The organism is Chitinophaga eiseniae (assembly GCF_012641265.1).
Lineage (GTDB): Bacteria > Bacteroidota > Bacteroidia > Chitinophagales > Chitinophagaceae > Chitinophaga > Chitinophaga eiseniae_A.
On sequence record NZ_JABAHZ010000002.1, the window covers coordinates 949,890 to 965,793 of the forward strand.

The window sequence follows — 15,904 nt, forward strand, 5'->3', positions numbered from 1 at the left end:
CAAATTAATATGTATTTTATATCTTATAAGGGCGATTTGACCTGCTTTGGGCTTGTTACTGTATTTCAAGCCCTTATAAAGTAGTTAGAAAATTGACATTCAAAAGGTTGATGTTTTAATCTAATTACAGTAGGTTTGTGCGCCTTATTTTCCCGCCGTGTTAAAGGGAGTGCAAAAATATTGAAACCTGTATGATTATGCAAAACAGGTTATGTAACCCGGCAAAAAATAGTTAGGGGGGAAAAAATGCCAACAAATAACATCCGGATGTTTGACTCCCATGAAATAAATCTGCTGTCATAGCGTTCACTGCACTATGGCGCATAAAGTATACCCTGGTGCATGAAGAAGGTTAAATATTTTTATAATACCCAAACATTAAAATATGAAAAGCTCGTAGTATCACTGCGGGTAAAGATCCTCCGGATATTGGGATTTGTGTCTGCGGCTATCGTTACCGGGGCTATCTTCCTCTCCATCGCCTACCGGGTGGTCGACTCTCCCAAAGAAAAGTCTTTACGGGGCGACCTGGAAGGGATGAGGGAAAAGTACGAAGCCTTACAGGGCCGTATGAAGGAAATGAAGGGCAAACTGGCCGAGCTGGAAGATAGGGACAATGAAATTTACCGGGTCATCTTCGAAGCCTCTCCTATTCCGGACAGCGCCCGTATGGGTAAAATCAAGCGCGATGAGGAAGCTGCCCAGCTGCAATCCTTTGCCAGCAGCGAAATTATTGCCTCTACCTCTGTATTGCTGAAAGAACTGACCAACCGCGTTAAAGCCCAGGAAACTTCCTATAACGAAATTGATAAAATGGTGAAGAACAAGCAGCAAATGCTGGCTTCTATTCCCGCCATTCAACCGGTATCCAATAAAGATCTTAAACATATTGCCTCTGGTTTCGGCTACCGGATAGATCCTATCTATAAAACCATGAAATATCACGCGGGACTGGATTTTGCAGCGCCCAGCGGCACGGCTATCTATGCTACCGGCGATGGTACGGTAGAAGAGGCCAGCCTGAGCGATGTAGGATATGGCAACCACGTGGTAATACGCCATGGTTATGGTTACAAAACCCTCTACGGCCACATGCTGCGCATGAAAGTTAAGGCCGGCCAGGCAGTAAAACGTGGCGACGTATTAGGTTGGGTAGGTAGTACCGGTAAATCTACCGGTCCCCACTGCCACTACGAGGTAATGAAAAATGGGGAAAAAGTGGATCCCGTATACTTCTTCTTTAATGATCTCACCCCCGAACAATTTGACCGTATGCTCAAGATGGCCAGATCTGGCAACCAGTCCTTTGACTAGTATTTCCGGCAACAGGCTTTCATTTTTAAGCAGTTATAAATCCTGACCAGTTGGTCCCGGCCAAAAAACAAGTGACAAAAAAGGTAAAGCTTACCACGAAAAGCTTAACTTCATCTTCGTAAAAGATATTTGTCACCTCGTTTTTTTACTCCGATGCACCAGCTAGATCTTTTTTCGACATCTGGAATACCGCATCCTACAGGAGCAGCGGTAACAGTGCCAGCTAAAGTAAAAGTTAAGGCAAAAAGCAAAAAAGCTACCGTAGTCCCCGACCTAGTCGGGAAAAAACGGGGTCGTAAATCACTGAAAGAGCTATCGGAGGACCCGGATCTGATTATGGAATTGGATAAATTAATACTAGATAAGCAGTATTATTCGATCAGTGAGGTTGCCGCCATGTTTAAGGTGAATACTTCGCTTATCCGTTATTGGGAAAATGAATTTGATATACTGCAACCCAAAAAGAACCGTAAAGGCGATCGACTTTTCCGGCAGGAAGATATTCAGCACCTCAAACTAATTTATCACCTGCTGCGGGAAAGAAAATATACCATTGAAGGAGCCAAGCAAAAGCTGAAGGAAGATCACAAGCTGGCAGCCCGTAATTTCGAAATGGTACAAGCTTTGCTGAAGGTACGGGGTTTCTTAACGGAACTGAAAGATCAATTATAAAAACATCATTATGCGTTTGAAAACATTACTCCTGGGTGGCAGCCTGCTTTTCTCCACGCTGGCCTGGGCACAGAATGACAATGACAAGGTACTGAAAGGTAAGATAGATATGAAGACATTAATGAATGATCCCGGTACCACCTGGTTCTATAAAGGTGTCAACAGCTATGAACCCAACGACAATATGCTCAATTATATTAAAGCCAATCGCAGCGGCTTCAATATGGTAGTGGTAATGGGCACCTGGGATCAAACCAGCCGTGAAGTAGTTCCTGCGCTCTATAAAGTGATGATTACCGGTGGCAGCCCCGATGAACAGGTAGTGATGTTTGGCGCCGATCAGAAACTGCAGTCAGATGCACCGGTAGATTACAAAGTGAAGAAACTGCCTACCATCATCATCTTTAAGGATGGAAAAGAAGAAGGCCGGATAGTAGGCGCTCCTAAAGAATCGGTAGAAGCCGATATCTCCCGCATCTTATTGAGCAGCAGCAAGAAAGAAAAAGATAAAGAGTAAGCGCATAGTAAATGCTATAGTTGCAGATATTATTAAAATGGGAAGGGCGTTATGTTGTTTCATAAACAACATAACGCCCTTCCGCTTTTGGCAACTATTTATCTTCGTTCGTCAGTAATCGTTACATTGGTGGAAGTAGTGGGTAATTTAATATTCCGGGTTTCCAGCAACCTGATGATCGACAGGTTAATACTCTCTCTCAGTGCGGCGTAGCGGCTACCATCGATGATATAGGTATTGAAAATGACCTGGATCACGTAAGTATCTTTCGTAAAATCATGGAGGTTTACGGTAAAGCCTTCCAGTACATTAGCATCGTTTTTTAAAAGTTGCCGTACATCCTGCAGAAATAATAGCAGGTTTTCTGCCGGCGTATCGGTACCAAATTCCATTTTGAGTGCCACCCGTTGCTGGGTGCGGAGCGACAGGTTGTCCAGGATACTGTCTACCATCTTTTTATTAGGCACTGTTACAAATGTTTTTTCCAGGGTGCGGATGCGGGTACTACGCAGTCCTATCTTTTCAACAGATCCCTGGTAGGTATCTACTTTTACGCTATCGCCTACCCGGAATGGTTTATCGAAAAAGATGATAAAGGAGCCTATCAGGTTTTCAATACTTTCTTTGGCAGCAAGGGCAAGAGCAGCAGCGCCTATACCCAGGCCTGCGATAATCTTTTCTACCAGCCCGTTACCAAACAGGATGCGCACAAAGGCAATGGCTCCCATAATGAAAATGATAGCCTTGAAAAAGTCCCGGAAGAAAACGATAAACTGGTTGTCGGTTTTATCTTCTGTGAGATCGGCCTTCTTTTCCAGTACCAGGGCCACAAAGTCGATCAACCGCAATACAATCCAGATAATACTCATGCTCAGGGCCAGCTCCAGCAGCGTATCCGTTACATTCTGCAGGGTCACTTTCCCATATACATGTACGTTCAGTAAACGCGGAAAAGTAAACCGGTCGATCGTCAGCATAAAGGTGACGAGCAGCAGGAAATATTCCAGTGGTCTTAACAGTAGGTTGACAAAATCTTTTTCATCGATTTGCGGCGACCAGTGTTTCACCAGCCTGAAAAGGATGGCGGCCAGTCCTTTGGATACATACCGTTTTACGATGAATACAAATAATAAAACACCGATCAATACGAGGTAATCCCGGATGGTGTTGTCTAAAAATACTTCGTTCAAAAAGTCGTTCATAAGTTACAGCTAAATTATTCTACTGCTTTCCTGGTTAATCAATATCACACCTGGCTTGGTACCGGTGTTGAAGCTGCCATAGGTATCCTGGATGTTCAGGGCCTTTGCGCCGTTAAAAGTAGCCCATTGCAGGATTTCTGCCAACGGAATTTCCGGGAAATGGTGACGGATGGTTTTTATTTCTTCCCAAATGGATAACCGGTGGTTGGAAGCCAGGCTGTCGGTGCCCAATGTTATGGGGCATTGCAGGCGACGGAACAGCGGGATGTCTGGCAAGCGGTCTTCTATATACAGGTTGGCCTGTGGGCATAGGCACCACCAGGTTTCTACGGGTTGTTGCTGCGCAAAGCGTATATCCTCTTCCGTAGTAAAGGTGTTGTGCACCAGTAATATTTTATTTTGGGAGAAGTGGGAAAGCCAGGCTTCCAGGCTGTTGGTCCCGGTAGGCTGGAACGTGCTCACGTCCATGCCAAAATGTTGATAAAAACGGAGGAAATCGCCTGTTTTGTGCCGGAATAATTCATTTTCCGCTGCGGTTTCCTGGTTGTGGATCGTCACAGGAGTATTATCGGGAGTATTGCCCAGCAGGCCGAATAGCGTTTGGCTAACGGAATAGGGGGCATGTGGTACAATGGCGCATTGATGATGGCTGCCATTGATTTCCCGGAAGGAGGCCAATACATCCAGGCTATACTGGTACCGGCCCTGGGCGCCGGCATCGGCTACGCCCATACATTCGATGAAGGAATGGTAGTACATTCTGCCCTGTTGTTTTTTTACCAGGGTGGCGGTACCGTTGCAGATATCTCCCACGGCGGAAATGCCGGCATCCCACATTTCCTGTTCGGCCTTGTCGATAGCTACGTTGATGTCGCCGGCATATTGGTTGCGGGACTGCATTACCTGGGTCAGAAAGGCCGGAAGGCCGGTTTTTTCCGGGATTACGCCTTTCATGTGTGATAATTCCAGGTGACAATGGGTGTTTATAAACCCCGGGCACAAAATACCATCTAGTTCCTGTACGCCATCTCCCGCATCCGATGCCGCTACAATGCCCGCCACTACGCCGTTTTCATGGAGTAGCAGCACGTTGTCGGGGCCCAGCAGCCGGGTGCCGTTAAATATATCCTTTCCTTTTAATTTGATCTGTTTCAATTACCTGCTGTTTAATTAAGTTAATGGTGTTAATTTTGCAACCCGATTGGCAGTATTACCTCCCGGTTTGGGGAGGCTACTCAAAAGTCAAATATAATTATGATAGACAAACTGGACGCTATAAAAGGTCGTTTCGAGCAGGTATCGCTGGCGCTTACCAACCCGGAAGTGGTGAGTGATAACAAGAAGTTTGGTCAGCTCAGCAAGGAATACCGGCAGCTGGAGAAGATCGTAAAGGCATATGATGCCTACCGTAAATTACTGGACAATATTGCCTTCAACAAGGAGGTGCTGGACAGCGGCGATGAAGAAATGCGCGAGCTGGCCAAGGCCGAAACGGAAGAATTACAGGAGCAGAAGGGTGCTGCCGAAGAGGAAATCCGTAACCTGTTGATTCCTAAAGATCCGCAGGATGAAAAGAATGCTATTCTTGAAATCCGGGCGGGTACCGGTGGGGATGAGGCTAGTCTCTTTGCGGGGGACTTATTCCGTATGTACCTTCGCTTCTGTGAGCTGAAGGGCTGGTCGACCAGTTTGCTGAGTGAAAACCCCGGTTCTGCCGGCGGTTACAAGGAAATTGTGATGGAAGTAAGCGGCGATGATGTATATGGTACCCTGAAGTTTGAATCCGGCGTACACCGTGTACAACGGGTGCCTGCCACGGAAGCCTCGGGTCGTGTACATACTTCTGCTGCCACCGTAGCGGTGTTGCCGGAGGCAGAAGAGGTGGATGTAGATGTAAGAGAGGCAGATATTAAGATGGATACCTTCCGTTCTTCTGGTGCGGGTGGTCAGCACGTAAACAAAACCGAATCGGCGGTGAGGCTTACGCATATACCTACCGGCGTGGTGGTAGAGTGCCAGGAAGGCCGTAGTCAGCACTCCAACCGTGAAATTGCCATGAAAATGCTGCGTACCCGTATCTATGAGGCGGCAGTGCGTAAACACGAGGATGCTATTGCTTCACAGCGCAAGAGCCTGGTATCTACGGGCGATCGTTCTGCCAAAATACGGACCTATAACTATCCCCAGGGGCGCGTAACCGATCACCGTATTGGTATGACGGTATATAACATGGATGCCTTTATGAATGGCGACATCAAAGAAATGATCGATGCCCTGCAGTTTGCGGAAAATGCTGAAAAGCTGAAACAAGGCAACTAACCGGCTGTTATAGATAATTGGTAGTAGTGTTGTGGAAAGATACCCGGAGAATAATCTGTTGTTATCTTTCCACAACCTCGTTTTAAATTTCCCAAAATATCCTACATTTAGTCAGTACTCTTGAATAGCAAGGGTATAGCACTAAAAGCAAACCTTTACTTCCCTAAAAAATCATCTCCAATGTTAGAGCAATTAATGGACCTGGTCCGTGAACATGCACAGGGTGCTGTGGTGAACAACCCTGCTGTTCCCAATGAACAAAATGAAGCGGTAATTGGCGCTGCCACTGAATCCATTGCTTCAGGTTTACAGCAAGAGCTGGCCAATGGCAATACAGAAGGTGTATTGTCGTTACTCAGCGGAAACGGCGGTGAAACTGCCAGCAACCCGGTGGTAGGCAATATTTCCAATAACCTGGTGGGCACCTTGCTGGAAAAATTCAACCTGGACAAGGGCGCCGCTACACAGTTGGCCGCCAGTCTTATTCCTACTGTACTTGGCTCACTGGTACACAAAACCAATGATCCTTCCAACAGCAGCTTTAGCCTGGATGGTATCCTGAATTCACTTACCGGTGGTTCTGCACAGGGTATTAACCTGCAGGGCATACTGGGTAAGCTGTCTGGTGGTTTAGACACCAACGGCGACGGGCAGGTTAACCTGGAAGATTTAAAGGGATTATTATCTAATGGGGCGCAGCAACAGCAGGCGAATGCCGGTGGCGGTTTTGGCGGGTTATTAAAAAATCTGTTAGGTTGATCCTTTTTGCCGATTGTGTTGTTACTATTCTGCAACAATATCAGAATATATATTGTTAATCATATATATTATCGATATTTGCCTTGTTTTCGTTGAGTATACTTGTTTGATAACCAATATGCTGCATAAATTAAATTAAATTGGCAGCATATTTGTTTACAGGATTTTCAATTAGTTTTGTCAACGGAATTAATGCTTAAAAACCTTCATGTTTAAAATTATTATGATGAAAAAAATCAATGTTCTGGTAGCTTTGGTCCTATCTGTAACCATGTTGTTCAGTTGTAAAACCTGGCAGGGCATGGACAATACGAAAAAAGGCGCTGCCATTGGCGTAGGCGGTGGAGCTGCCGCTGGTGCTGTAATTGGTAAAGTAGCCGGTAATACCGCATTAGGAGCTATTATTGGTGCTGCTTTAGGTGGTGCAGGTGGTGCTTTGATCGGTAAGAAGATGGACAAACAGGCACAGGAAATTAAAACTGAGGTGCCAAATGCAACCGTAGAGCGTGTGGGTGAAGGTATTAACGTAACGTTTGATGCCGGGGTATTATTCGGTTTCGACAAATCTGATCTGTCAGCTGTAGCACAGGACAACATCAAACAATTGGCTACCATCCTGAACAAGTATCCTGATACTTACGTTCGTGTGGAAGGTCATACCGACGACAAAGGTACAGATGCGTATAACATGGGTTTATCTGAAAGAAGAACCAACAGTGTAATTGCGTATCTGAAACAACAGGGTATTGCTGCAAACCGTATTCAGGGCTTCTGGTATGGTAAATCTCAACCTAAAGTACCAAACGATTCAGATGCTAACCGTGCTATCAACCGTCGTTGTGAGTTCTCCATCTTTGCGAATGACAAGATGAAGAATGATGCGAAGAAAGAAGCTGGTCAGCAATAATATAAGCATATTTATTTCTCATAAGCAGATATAATCCCCTTCCGCCTCAGCGGGAGGGGTTTTTTATTTATGCCTGCCGGAGAAAAACAGTTGTCTTGCAATTTTAAATACCCATATGCCTGCGATGGCGCCGAGTGTATCGGCCACTACATCATATATATCGAAGCTACGGCCAATAGCCCAGTACTTCTGTATAAATTCAATTGCCAGTCCGTAAGTGGCCGCAATGATCACTAATATGATAAGGGTGGCCGGCGATATATATTTTTTCTGCTGGTAGATACCCAGGCTCAGGAATAATACCACACCGCCAAACAGGCCAAAATGTACAATTTTGTCGAAATGTACTTTTTCAAAAAATGAGTTGGTGGGAATATCCTTTCCCGGAAGGGTACATACAATGAGGATCAGGATGATCCAAACAGTAGCTGGCAGGTAGTATTTGAGAAGCTTCATGGAGCAATGTTATTGTATATGCAGTAAAAAGGACAACAGGCCGGTCGTCATAACGAGGCCTGTTGTCCTTACTATATAAAAGAGGTTATAATGCTAATTATTCACCTACCAGCGCCTGGTATGCAGCTGCATCCAACAGGGCGTCTACATCAGCCGGGTTAGTAACAGTTACCTTTACCATCCAGCCATCACCATATGGATCCTGGTTTACCAGTTCCGGTGAACCATCCAGTTCAGGGTTGATTTCACTTACAGTACCAGCAACGGGCATGAACAGGTCAGATACGGTTTTCACTGCTTCTACGGTACCAAACACTTCTTCAGCGTTAATCAGTTTGTTCAGTGAGTTAATATCCACGAAAACGATATCTCCCAATTCACGTTGAGCAAATTCGGTAATACCGATGGTAGCCACATTACCTTCTAATAAAATCCATTCGTGATCTTTTGTGTAACGCAGATTTGACGGAAAATTCATATCAAGTTTGATTTTGAGCCGTAAAAATACATAGAATGGCCCAATTAAATAAATAGTTCTTTTTGTATTAAAAAAACAACCATTTCTTCACTACCCGTACCCGCATAGGCACGTCTGTGACGGGTCTGTTGTTGCCATCGGTTTTAATGGCGGCAATTTTATCAATGACCTCCATCCCTTTTATGACCTGGCCAAATACGGTGTAGCTTTGATCCAGGTGTGGCGTACCTCCTTCCGTTTTATACACCTGTCGCTGGTCTACCGGGATTTTGCGGCCACCCAGCCTTGTTTTCTCCAGTTTATCGAGCTGCTCATCGGTAAATACCTTGCCTTGTACAATATAGAACTGGCAACCGGAGGAGGCTTTGTCGGGACGGTCTTCCCGGGCGGCTGCCAGCGCACCTTTGCGGTGAAACAGATCGAGCTGAAACTCCGGAGGAATGGTATAACCCACATCGCCATTGCCCAGCATATCGCCAGCATGTGCATGTTTTGAATCAGGATCTCCCCCCTGGATCATAAATTGATTAATGACCCGGTGAAACAGGGTACTGTCGTAAAAGTGGTTCCTGGCCAGTTTAAGAAAGTTATCACGATGTTTCGGCGTTTGATCGTATAACAGGATGACCATAGTGCCATAAGGGGTATAGACTTTTACCTTTCTGTGCCGGCCTTCGGCAAACAATACGGTCAACAATAAAAGGGTTTGGAGTAGCAGCAGTTTTTTCATACAAGGGTATTATACTTCTTCATGATCAGCAAAGTAAACAATAATATGCTCTTTGAGGAAGTGTTCCTGTTCTTCCAGTTCCATTTTGGGGACTGGCTGCAATTCTTTGAAATGGGGCCAGCCGTCTTTGTCATAGCCATCCATTTCAAAATAACCACTCTGGCTCAGCAGCGTGCATACCGCTACGTGCATCAGGTCCTGCTTTTGCTCTTTGGTATATTTCTTTTTCAGATTATTTAGTTCGTTTACGCCGATCAGGAAAAGGATGGCTTCCATATTGGGAGTTTTACCAAACCTTGCGGTAAGCATGTCCTCTACCGGTTTCCAGCGCTGCTCAAAATCTTCCATGTTCTATCACTTTAGGTGCGGCAAAGGTACGGTATACGGAAAAATATTATATAATTATGTCCGGCTTTATTAATTTAGGCATCGCCGTTAAATGATTGTATGAGCTAAAATAGCCACTGTGGCAAGTTTAACAGCATTTTAACGGCCTCTTCACATAGTGATAAGTTTTATTTGACCAGAGAATGTTTATTTTAGCACACCTGAAAAATTATTAGCATGGAAAATACATCGTCCGATATCCGGCAACTGAATGAGAAGATCCACCAGGCCAGCGCCTTTGTGGACCTGCTCAGTATGGAGTTAGGTAAAGTTATTGTTGGCCAGCGTTATATGGTGGAAAGACTGCTGATCGGTTTACTGGCCCAGGGCCACGTATTGCTGGAAGGCGTGCCCGGTTTGGCTAAAACGCTGTCTATTAAATCACTGTCATCAGCTATCAACGCTAAATTCAGTCGTATACAGTTTACGCCCGACCTCCTGCCTGCGGACGTGGTAGGTACCATGATCTACAACCAGCAGAAGAATGAATTTGTAGTACGCAGAGGTCCCATCTTCGCCAATTTTATCCTGGCAGATGAAATCAACCGTGCCCCGGCCAAAGTGCAAAGCGCCCTGCTGGAAGCTATGCAGGAAAGACAAATCACCATCGGCGACAATACCTTTAAGCTGGACGAACCCTTCCTGGTACTGGCTACCCAGAACCCGATAGAGCAGGAAGGTACCTATACCCTGCCGGAAGCGCAGGTAGACCGTTTCATGCTGAAAGTAGTGATCGGATACCCTACCAAAGAAGAAGAAAAACTGATCATCCGTCAGAACCTGAACCCGGAAGCGTCCTCCCCTATCCGCGCTATCATACAGCCTTCAGATATCATTGAAGCCCGTAAGCTGGTAAGAGAGGTATATATGGATGAGAAGATTGAAAAATACATTCTCGATATCGTTTTTGCTACCCGTAACCCGGAAGACTATAAGCTGAATAAGCTGAAACCACTCATTGCTTACGGGGGGTCGCCGAGAGCCAGTATCAACCTGGCCTGGGCTGCAAAAGCCTATGCTTTCATGAAACGCCGCGGCTACGTTATCCCGGAAGATGTGCGCAACATCTGCTTTGATGTAATGCGTCACCGTGTAGGCTTAACCTACGAAGCGGAAGCAGAAAACGTTACCAGCGAAAATATATTGAGCGAAATCCTCAACGCCGTAGAGGTTCCATGATAACAGCGTTTCCCGCTGATTATATTCATCACACCTAACTCAAGATTTTTCATGTTGGATACGGCTGAAATATTAAAAAAGGTAAGACAATTAGAGATCAAGACGAAAGGGCTTACCAACCACATCTTTGCAGGTGAATACCATAGCGCCTTCAAAGGCCGCGGTATGTCGTTCAGCGAGGTAAGGGATTACCATTTTGGAGATGATGTAAGATCTATCGACTGGAATGTAACAGCACGGTTCAACCACCCTTTTGTGAAGGTTTTTGAAGAAGAAAGAGAGCTGACCGTTATGTTGCTGGTAGATATGAGTGAAAGCTCGGCTTTTGGCACCAAAAAGCAGGACAAGCGCGACCTGATCACTGAACTCTGCGCTGTACTGGCGTTTTCGGCGATTAAGAACAACGATAAAGTTGGCGTGATCTTTTTCAGCGACGGGATGGAAAAATACATTCCCCCTAAAAAAGGTAAATCGCATATCCTGTTTATTATCCGGGAGCTACTATCGTTTACACCTAAACGAAAAGGAACCAATATCAATGAAACCCTGCGTTTCTTTAACAATGCCAATAAAAAACGCAGCATCGTTTTTGTACTGAGCGACTTTCTCTCAGGAAATTACCAGGATGCACTGAACATTGCGGCCAAACGCCACGATGTAGTAGGCGTACAGGTATACGATCAACGGGATAAAGACCTCCCACCGGTAGGACTCATACAGGTGGCAGATGCTGAAACCGGCGCTACTCAATGGATAGATACCACCGATCGCCGCGTGCGTCAGTACTATGAACAACAGTTTCTGCAACATTCACAATATTGCAAAAATGCATTTATGAAAAGTGGCGCAGAACTGGTAAGCATACGTACTGATGAAGACTATGTAAAGGCGTTACAAACATTTTTCCTGAAGAGGGCGTAAGTTATAAAGGAGAGCAAATTAAACATGCATAAACAACAAGTTATCAGGCGTATATTTTTATCTTGCTTACTGGGGTTGTTATATCCTTTCAGCTTGCTGGCACAGCAGGCGGTAGATGTAGCTGCCAAAGCAGACACGAATAGCATCAGGCTAGGTGAACAGATCAAACTGCAACTGACCGCCACCCTGACGCCTGCACAGTTTAAGGATCCCAACTTTAAAATAATATTCCCGGTATTACCTGACTCACTCGATCATTTTGAAGTAGTAACACGTACTTCCCTGGATACCGTGAACAGTCAGGATGTACATACCCATACCCTACACCAGACTGTTACCCTCACCAGTTTTGATTCAGGCCATTGGCAGATCCCTCCCATGAGGTTTGAGGTGATTACCGGCGCCAATGCAGCGGCAGATTCTGCGGTGACCCTTCCCATCGGCATCGATGTAAATACAGTAGCTGTAGATACCACCAAAGCATTTAAACCGATTAAAGCCGTACAGGCCGTGCCCTGGAGTATCTGGGATTACTGGTTGTACATTGCTATTGGTGCTGGTATTGTATTGATCATGGGTGGCCTGATATGGTATTTCCGTTCCAGACCGGAGAAAGTGCCGGTGGTAAATACACCTACCATATCGCCGTATGAACTGGCCACCCGGCAGCTGAAAACACTGAAAGAGGAAAAGCTATGGCAACAGGGAGATGTAAAACAATACTATACCCGGTTAACAGATATTTTACGTACTTACTTTGAGCACCAGTTTAATATCGCCGCGCTGGAACAAACCAGTGAGGAGTTGTTACAGAATATTAAACCGGTTACCAAGCTGAATCAGCAACGGGATAAGCTGCGTAGTTTGCTGGCCATTGCCGACCTGGCGAAGTTTGCCAAACTGCAGCCAACGGCAGATGAACACGAGGATTGTATGGTGAAGGCGGAAGAAATCCTCGAATGGACCAGGCCTAAAGCGGGTGCTGCAGAGGAAGACGGAACTACTGCCGAAAAACAACAAGCATAAAGCCAGAATGGATCTTAATTAGAAAATTGATGGATTTTTCAACGTGGAAAAATATTGAATTTGCCTATCCGGTTTACCTGTGGCTGTTGCTGCTGGTACCGGTGCTGATATACTGGTATTTTGCCAGGCGCAAAGGCCGGCAGAGCGTTATGATGGTATCTTCCATTGAAGGATTAAAAGGCTTACCGGTATCCTGGAAGGTGCGTTTCAGACCCTTGCTACTGGCACTGCGGATACTGGCCGTAATTGCTCTGATTGTGGCGCTGGCACGCCCGCAAACTTCCAATACTTCTGAAAGCATCGACAGTGAAGGGATTGACATTGTGATGGCGATAGATATTTCCGGTAGTATGCTGGCGGAAGACCTGCAGCCTAACCGTATGGAGGCCGCCAAGAAAGTGGCCATGGACTTTGTTGACAAGCGTATCAGCGACCGTATCGGGCTGGTAGTATTTTCCGGCGAAAGCTTTACACAATGCCCTATCACCACCGATCATGCCGTGCTGAAAAACCAGGTTATGCAGGTAAAAAGCGGCATGTTGCAGGATGGTACGGCCATCGGTATGGGATTGGCTACTTCGGTAGACCGCCTGCGCAACAGTCACGCTAAAAGCAAGGTAATTATCCTGCTCACAGACGGTGTTAACAACACAGGATTGATAGACCCGCTGACAGCACTGGAAATATCCAAAGCATTTAAAATCAGGGTATACACCATTGGGGTAGGAACAATAGGCAAAGCGCCATTTCCTATGCCTATGGCGGATGGTAGCGTGCAAATGGTGATGCAGGATGTACAGATCGACGAACCGCTGATGAAGAAAATTTCGAAAGAAACCGGTGGTAAATACTTCCGTGCTACCAATACCACCGATTTGAAGAACATCTATAATGAAATTGACCAGCTGGAAAAAACCAAGGTAGAAATTACCTCTTACAAACGATTTGCAGAGCATTTCTTTATCCTGGCCATGATAGCACTGGCATGTATATTACTGGAAGTAATACTGCGCTATAGCCTGTTTAAAAGCTTGCCTTAGACCAGCTCGTATAACAGTTACGATATTTGGGGAGATGGATAACGCCTGGCGTTATCCATCTCCCCAAACTTTTATCCGCGAATACCCTACCTTTGTTACTCCTAATCAATAACAGACAATATTGCAAGCAACAGTATATAAATCGACAGGTAGCTGGTATGTGGTGAAAACCGCCACAGATGAAACATTTCAGGCAAGGATGAGAGGTGTTTTCAAAAAAGATGAAGACATTACCTCTACAAATCCGATTGCCGTTGGCGACAGCGTGGAAATAGCCCCGGACGATAGCGATGCCAATGCTAAAAATGCCATCATCACAGGAATCGGCGCCCGTAAGAATTATATTGTACGCAGTTCTCCCCATGGGAAAAACAAAAAGCATATTGTAGCGGCCAATATGGACCAGGCCATGCTGATATGCACTGTAAAGGAGCCACGTACCTCGCAGGGCTTTATTGACCGCTTCCTGGTAACCGCAGCGGCGTATCATATCCCGGTGATACTGGTGTTTAACAAAAAGGATATTTACCGGGAGAAAGAAGCTGATAAATTTGCTGAACTGGCAGCGCTCTATAACAGCATTGGCTACCAGATATTGTTAACCTCCGCTGCTAATGACGAAGGTATTGATGAAGTGAGAGCCTTGCTGAAAGATAAAACCACCCTGATGGCTGGTCATTCTGGTGTGGGTAAATCATCGTTGATCAATGTACTGATGCCGGGTTTGGACCTCAGAACCAAAGCGGTGAGCGGCTGGAGTGGTAAAGGGTTACATACCACCACCTCCGCAGAAATGTACGACCTGCCTTTTGGCGGCCGTTTGATAGACACACCAGGCGTCCGGGAATTTGGCATAGTAGACATCCCCAAAACAGAATTATCGCATTATTTCCTGGAAATGCAGCCTTATATTTCCCAATGCCAGTTCAACAACTGCCTGCATATCAATGAGCCCGGCTGCGCGGTAAAAGCAGCGGTAGAAGAGGGCGACATTGATGCCGACCGGTATGTGAGCTATGCCACTATCCTCGAAACCATTACGGAAGACCAATACTAGACAACGTTACCTATCGGTGTTTAGGTTTCCCTAATTCATCCAGCACTTTTTCGGCGCCCCAGTTACGGCGGGGTTGCGGACATCCTTTCTTTTGTGTACGGCAGGCTGCCAGTAAAGCAATAACCAATAACAAGACCAGGCAAACTTTCTTTTGCATGAGTGATTTTTTAGAATAAACGACTCATTTGTTTGCCCGCCTTGCGGTTAGATTGCTTGATATCTTTCGTGTAGTAGTTGGAAGCGGGGCATCCTGTTTTCTCAGATGAACAGCTGGCAAACAGGATGCTGCCCAATAGGAGCAGGCACAGAATTGTTTTCATAGGGGGATCTATTTACCTGCAATATAATATTTTTCTATAACATGTGCGGGTTATGGTTTTACTTCCGCTGTTTCATCATACCAGGAAGCATACATGCTATAATTTTTGGAAATGCGGTTGATTTCGCCTTTAATGAGCACCATATCAATATCTTTTACTTTCCTGGCAGGAACGCCCGCGTAGATAGAACCTGGCTCTACATGGGTACCGGCAAGTACTACAGCGCCGGCAGCAATAATGCTGTTGCTGCTTACATGCGCATTGTCCATTACGATAGCACCCATACCAATCAGTACATCGTCGTCGATCTTACATCCATGGAGGATGGCATTATGGCCAATAGACACATTATTACCCACGATCGTTTTTGATTTTTCATAGGTACAGTGGATCACGGCGCCATCCTGCACATTTACGTTTTCGCCGAGGCGTATGCTGTTTACATCGCCACGAACAACCGCGTTGAACCAAACTGTACAACCCTTACCCATTACTACATCCCCTACAATAGTAGCATTGGGGGCAATGAAACAATCGTCTGCAATTTGAGGAGTAACGCCTCGTAGTGGTATAATGTACGCCATAATGATGTGTTTTAATGCTTCTGTTACAAATATAAC

The 15,904-nt window shown here is 45.6% G+C and carries 20 protein-coding genes; 11 read left to right on the plus strand and 9 right to left on the minus strand.

The window, feature by feature from the left end; translation table 11 throughout:
* The first annotated feature begins 342 nt into the window (after positions 1–342).
* From HGH91_RS11520 to HGH91_RS11530, 3 genes are all read left to right on the plus strand, one after another.
* Positions 343–1,314 carry a M23 family metallopeptidase gene (locus HGH91_RS11520; RefSeq protein WP_168738579.1) on the plus strand — a complete coding sequence of 324 codons (972 nt, stop codon included), beginning with the start codon at positions 343–345 and terminating at the stop codon, positions 1,312–1,314.
* Between the two features lie 153 nt (positions 1,315–1,467).
* Positions 1,468–1,986: a MerR family transcriptional regulator gene (locus HGH91_RS31230; RefSeq protein ID WP_247651714.1), complete on the plus strand. Its 519-nt coding sequence runs from the start codon at positions 1,468–1,470 to the stop codon at positions 1,984–1,986.
* 10 nt (positions 1,987–1,996) lie between these two features.
* Positions 1,997–2,503, plus strand: coding sequence for a thioredoxin domain-containing protein (locus tag HGH91_RS11530; protein ID WP_145662912.1), 507 nt, complete (start codon positions 1,997–1,999; stop codon positions 2,501–2,503).
* 98 nt (positions 2,504–2,601) lie between these two features.
* Here HGH91_RS11530 and HGH91_RS11535 read toward each other — a convergent pair whose 3' ends face one another.
* Both HGH91_RS11535 and HGH91_RS11540 read right to left on the minus strand, forming a co-directional pair.
* Positions 2,602–3,705 (minus strand): mechanosensitive ion channel family protein, encoded by a 1,104-nt coding sequence (locus HGH91_RS11535; RefSeq protein ID WP_168738580.1) that lies wholly within the window; start codon positions 3,703–3,705, stop codon positions 2,602–2,604.
* A 9-nt stretch (positions 3,706–3,714) separates the two neighbouring features.
* Complete coding sequence (locus HGH91_RS11540; RefSeq protein WP_168738581.1) at positions 3,715–4,860, minus strand: amidohydrolase family protein; 1,146 nt, start codon at positions 4,858–4,860, stop codon at positions 3,715–3,717.
* 99 nt (positions 4,861–4,959) lie between these two features.
* On the opposite strand from HGH91_RS11540, the gene prfA reads away from it, so the two are divergent.
* The 3 genes from prfA (at position 4,960) to HGH91_RS11555 (ending at position 7,690) form a co-directional block, all read left to right on the plus strand.
* Positions 4,960–6,024, plus strand: coding sequence for a peptide chain release factor 1 (gene prfA, locus HGH91_RS11545; protein ID WP_168738582.1), 1,065 nt, complete (start codon positions 4,960–4,962; stop codon positions 6,022–6,024).
* A gap of 180 nt (positions 6,025–6,204) precedes the next feature.
* Positions 6,205–6,783, plus strand: coding sequence for a hypothetical protein (locus tag HGH91_RS11550; RefSeq protein WP_168738583.1), 579 nt, complete (start codon positions 6,205–6,207; stop codon positions 6,781–6,783).
* Between the two features lie 301 nt (positions 6,784–7,084).
* Positions 7,085–7,690, plus strand: a complete 606-nt coding sequence (locus tag HGH91_RS11555) for an OmpA family protein (protein ID WP_247651715.1) — start codon at positions 7,085–7,087, stop codon at positions 7,688–7,690.
* A gap of 63 nt (positions 7,691–7,753) precedes the next feature.
* Here the strand turns inward: HGH91_RS11555 and HGH91_RS11560 are convergent, their stop codons facing one another.
* The 4 genes from HGH91_RS11560 to HGH91_RS11575 form a co-directional block, all read right to left on the minus strand.
* Positions 7,754–8,146 (minus strand): VanZ family protein, encoded by a 393-nt coding sequence (locus HGH91_RS11560; protein ID WP_168738585.1) that lies wholly within the window; start codon positions 8,144–8,146, stop codon positions 7,754–7,756.
* A 97-nt stretch (positions 8,147–8,243) separates the two neighbouring features.
* Positions 8,244–8,624 (minus strand): glycine cleavage system protein GcvH, encoded by a 381-nt coding sequence (gene gcvH / locus HGH91_RS11565; protein WP_168738586.1) that lies wholly within the window; start codon positions 8,622–8,624, stop codon positions 8,244–8,246.
* Between the two features lie 67 nt (positions 8,625–8,691).
* Complete coding sequence (locus tag HGH91_RS11570) at positions 8,692–9,354, minus strand: peptidylprolyl isomerase (protein WP_168738587.1); 663 nt, start codon at positions 9,352–9,354, stop codon at positions 8,692–8,694.
* Between the two features lie 9 nt (positions 9,355–9,363).
* Entirely contained in the window at positions 9,364–9,702 is a 339-nt protein-coding gene (locus tag HGH91_RS11575) for a hypothetical protein (protein ID WP_168738588.1), read from the minus strand.
* 294 nt (positions 9,703–9,996) lie between these two features.
* On the opposite strand from HGH91_RS11575, the gene HGH91_RS11580 reads away from it, so the two are divergent.
* From HGH91_RS11580 to rsgA, 5 genes are all read left to right on the plus strand, one after another.
* Positions 9,997–10,920, plus strand: coding sequence for an AAA family ATPase (locus tag HGH91_RS11580; RefSeq protein ID WP_410493792.1), 924 nt, complete (start codon positions 9,997–9,999; stop codon positions 10,918–10,920).
* A gap of 51 nt (positions 10,921–10,971) precedes the next feature.
* Positions 10,972–11,841, plus strand: coding sequence for a DUF58 domain-containing protein (locus tag HGH91_RS11585; RefSeq protein WP_168738590.1), 870 nt, complete (start codon positions 10,972–10,974; stop codon positions 11,839–11,841).
* A gap of 24 nt (positions 11,842–11,865) precedes the next feature.
* Positions 11,866–12,867: a BatD family protein gene (locus tag HGH91_RS11590; RefSeq protein WP_168738591.1), complete on the plus strand. Its 1,002-nt coding sequence runs from the start codon at positions 11,866–11,868 to the stop codon at positions 12,865–12,867.
* Between the two features lie 29 nt (positions 12,868–12,896).
* A complete protein-coding gene (locus HGH91_RS11595; RefSeq protein WP_211092265.1) occupies positions 12,897–13,907 on the plus strand; it encodes a vWA domain-containing protein in 1,011 nt (336 codons plus the stop codon).
* Between the two features lie 121 nt (positions 13,908–14,028).
* On the plus strand, positions 14,029–14,964 hold the full coding sequence (gene rsgA / locus HGH91_RS11600; RefSeq protein WP_168738592.1) for a ribosome small subunit-dependent GTPase A: 936 nt from the start codon (positions 14,029–14,031) through the stop codon (positions 14,962–14,964).
* Positions 14,965–14,974: 10 nt separating this feature from the next.
* On the opposite strand, the gene HGH91_RS11605 is transcribed toward rsgA, so the two are convergent.
* Genes HGH91_RS11605 through HGH91_RS11615 form a run of 3 tightly spaced genes read right to left on the minus strand, consistent with a single transcriptional unit; the run spans position 14,975 to position 15,868 of the window.
* Positions 14,975–15,121: a hypothetical protein gene (locus HGH91_RS11605; RefSeq protein WP_168738593.1), complete on the minus strand. Its 147-nt coding sequence runs from the start codon at positions 15,119–15,121 to the stop codon at positions 14,975–14,977.
* A 10-nt stretch (positions 15,122–15,131) separates the two neighbouring features.
* The gene (locus HGH91_RS11610) at positions 15,132–15,284 is read right to left on the minus strand and encodes a hypothetical protein (protein WP_168738594.1); all 153 of its coding nucleotides are present in this window, start codon (positions 15,282–15,284) and stop codon (positions 15,132–15,134) included.
* Between the two features lie 50 nt (positions 15,285–15,334).
* Positions 15,335–15,868, minus strand: coding sequence for a gamma carbonic anhydrase family protein (locus tag HGH91_RS11615; RefSeq protein WP_168738595.1), 534 nt, complete (start codon positions 15,866–15,868; stop codon positions 15,335–15,337).
* Positions 15,869–15,904 lie beyond the last annotated feature (36 nt).

Coding starts and splice junctions, on each gene's coding strand:
- HGH91_RS11520 (WP_168738579.1), top strand. CDS start 343: ATGAAGAAGGTTAAATATTTTTATAATACCCAAACATTAAAATATGAA.
- HGH91_RS31230 (WP_247651714.1), top strand. CDS start 1,468: ATGCACCAGCTAGATCTTTTTTCGACATCTGGAATACCGCATCCTACA.
- HGH91_RS11530 (WP_145662912.1), top strand. CDS start 1,997: ATGCGTTTGAAAACATTACTCCTGGGTGGCAGCCTGCTTTTCTCCACG.
- HGH91_RS11535 (WP_168738580.1), bottom strand. CDS start 3,705: ATGAACGACTTTTTGAACGAAGTATTTTTAGACAACACCATCCGGGAT.
- prfA (WP_168738582.1), top strand. CDS start 4,960: ATGATAGACAAACTGGACGCTATAAAAGGTCGTTTCGAGCAGGTATCG.
- HGH91_RS11550 (WP_168738583.1), top strand. CDS start 6,205: ATGTTAGAGCAATTAATGGACCTGGTCCGTGAACATGCACAGGGTGCT.
- HGH91_RS11555 (WP_247651715.1), top strand. CDS start 7,085: ATGGACAATACGAAAAAAGGCGCTGCCATTGGCGTAGGCGGTGGAGCT.
- HGH91_RS11560 (WP_168738585.1), bottom strand. CDS start 8,146: ATGAAGCTTCTCAAATACTACCTGCCAGCTACTGTTTGGATCATCCTG.
- gcvH (WP_168738586.1), bottom strand. CDS start 8,624: ATGAATTTTCCGTCAAATCTGCGTTACACAAAAGATCACGAATGGATT.
- HGH91_RS11570 (WP_168738587.1), bottom strand. CDS start 9,354: ATGAAAAAACTGCTGCTACTCCAAACCCTTTTATTGTTGACCGTATTG.
- HGH91_RS11575 (WP_168738588.1), bottom strand. CDS start 9,702: ATGGAAGATTTTGAGCAGCGCTGGAAACCGGTAGAGGACATGCTTACC.
- HGH91_RS11580 (WP_410493792.1), top strand. CDS start 9,997: ATGGAGTTAGGTAAAGTTATTGTTGGCCAGCGTTATATGGTGGAAAGA.
- HGH91_RS11585 (WP_168738590.1), top strand. CDS start 10,972: ATGTTGGATACGGCTGAAATATTAAAAAAGGTAAGACAATTAGAGATC.
- HGH91_RS11590 (WP_168738591.1), top strand. CDS start 11,866: ATGCATAAACAACAAGTTATCAGGCGTATATTTTTATCTTGCTTACTG.
- HGH91_RS11595 (WP_211092265.1), top strand. CDS start 12,897: ATGGATTTTTCAACGTGGAAAAATATTGAATTTGCCTATCCGGTTTAC.
- HGH91_RS11605 (WP_168738593.1), bottom strand. CDS start 15,121: ATGCAAAAGAAAGTTTGCCTGGTCTTGTTATTGGTTATTGCTTTACTG.
- HGH91_RS11610 (WP_168738594.1), bottom strand. CDS start 15,284: ATGAAAACAATTCTGTGCCTGCTCCTATTGGGCAGCATCCTGTTTGCC.
- HGH91_RS11615 (WP_168738595.1), bottom strand. CDS start 15,868: ATGGCGTACATTATACCACTACGAGGCGTTACTCCTCAAATTGCAGAC.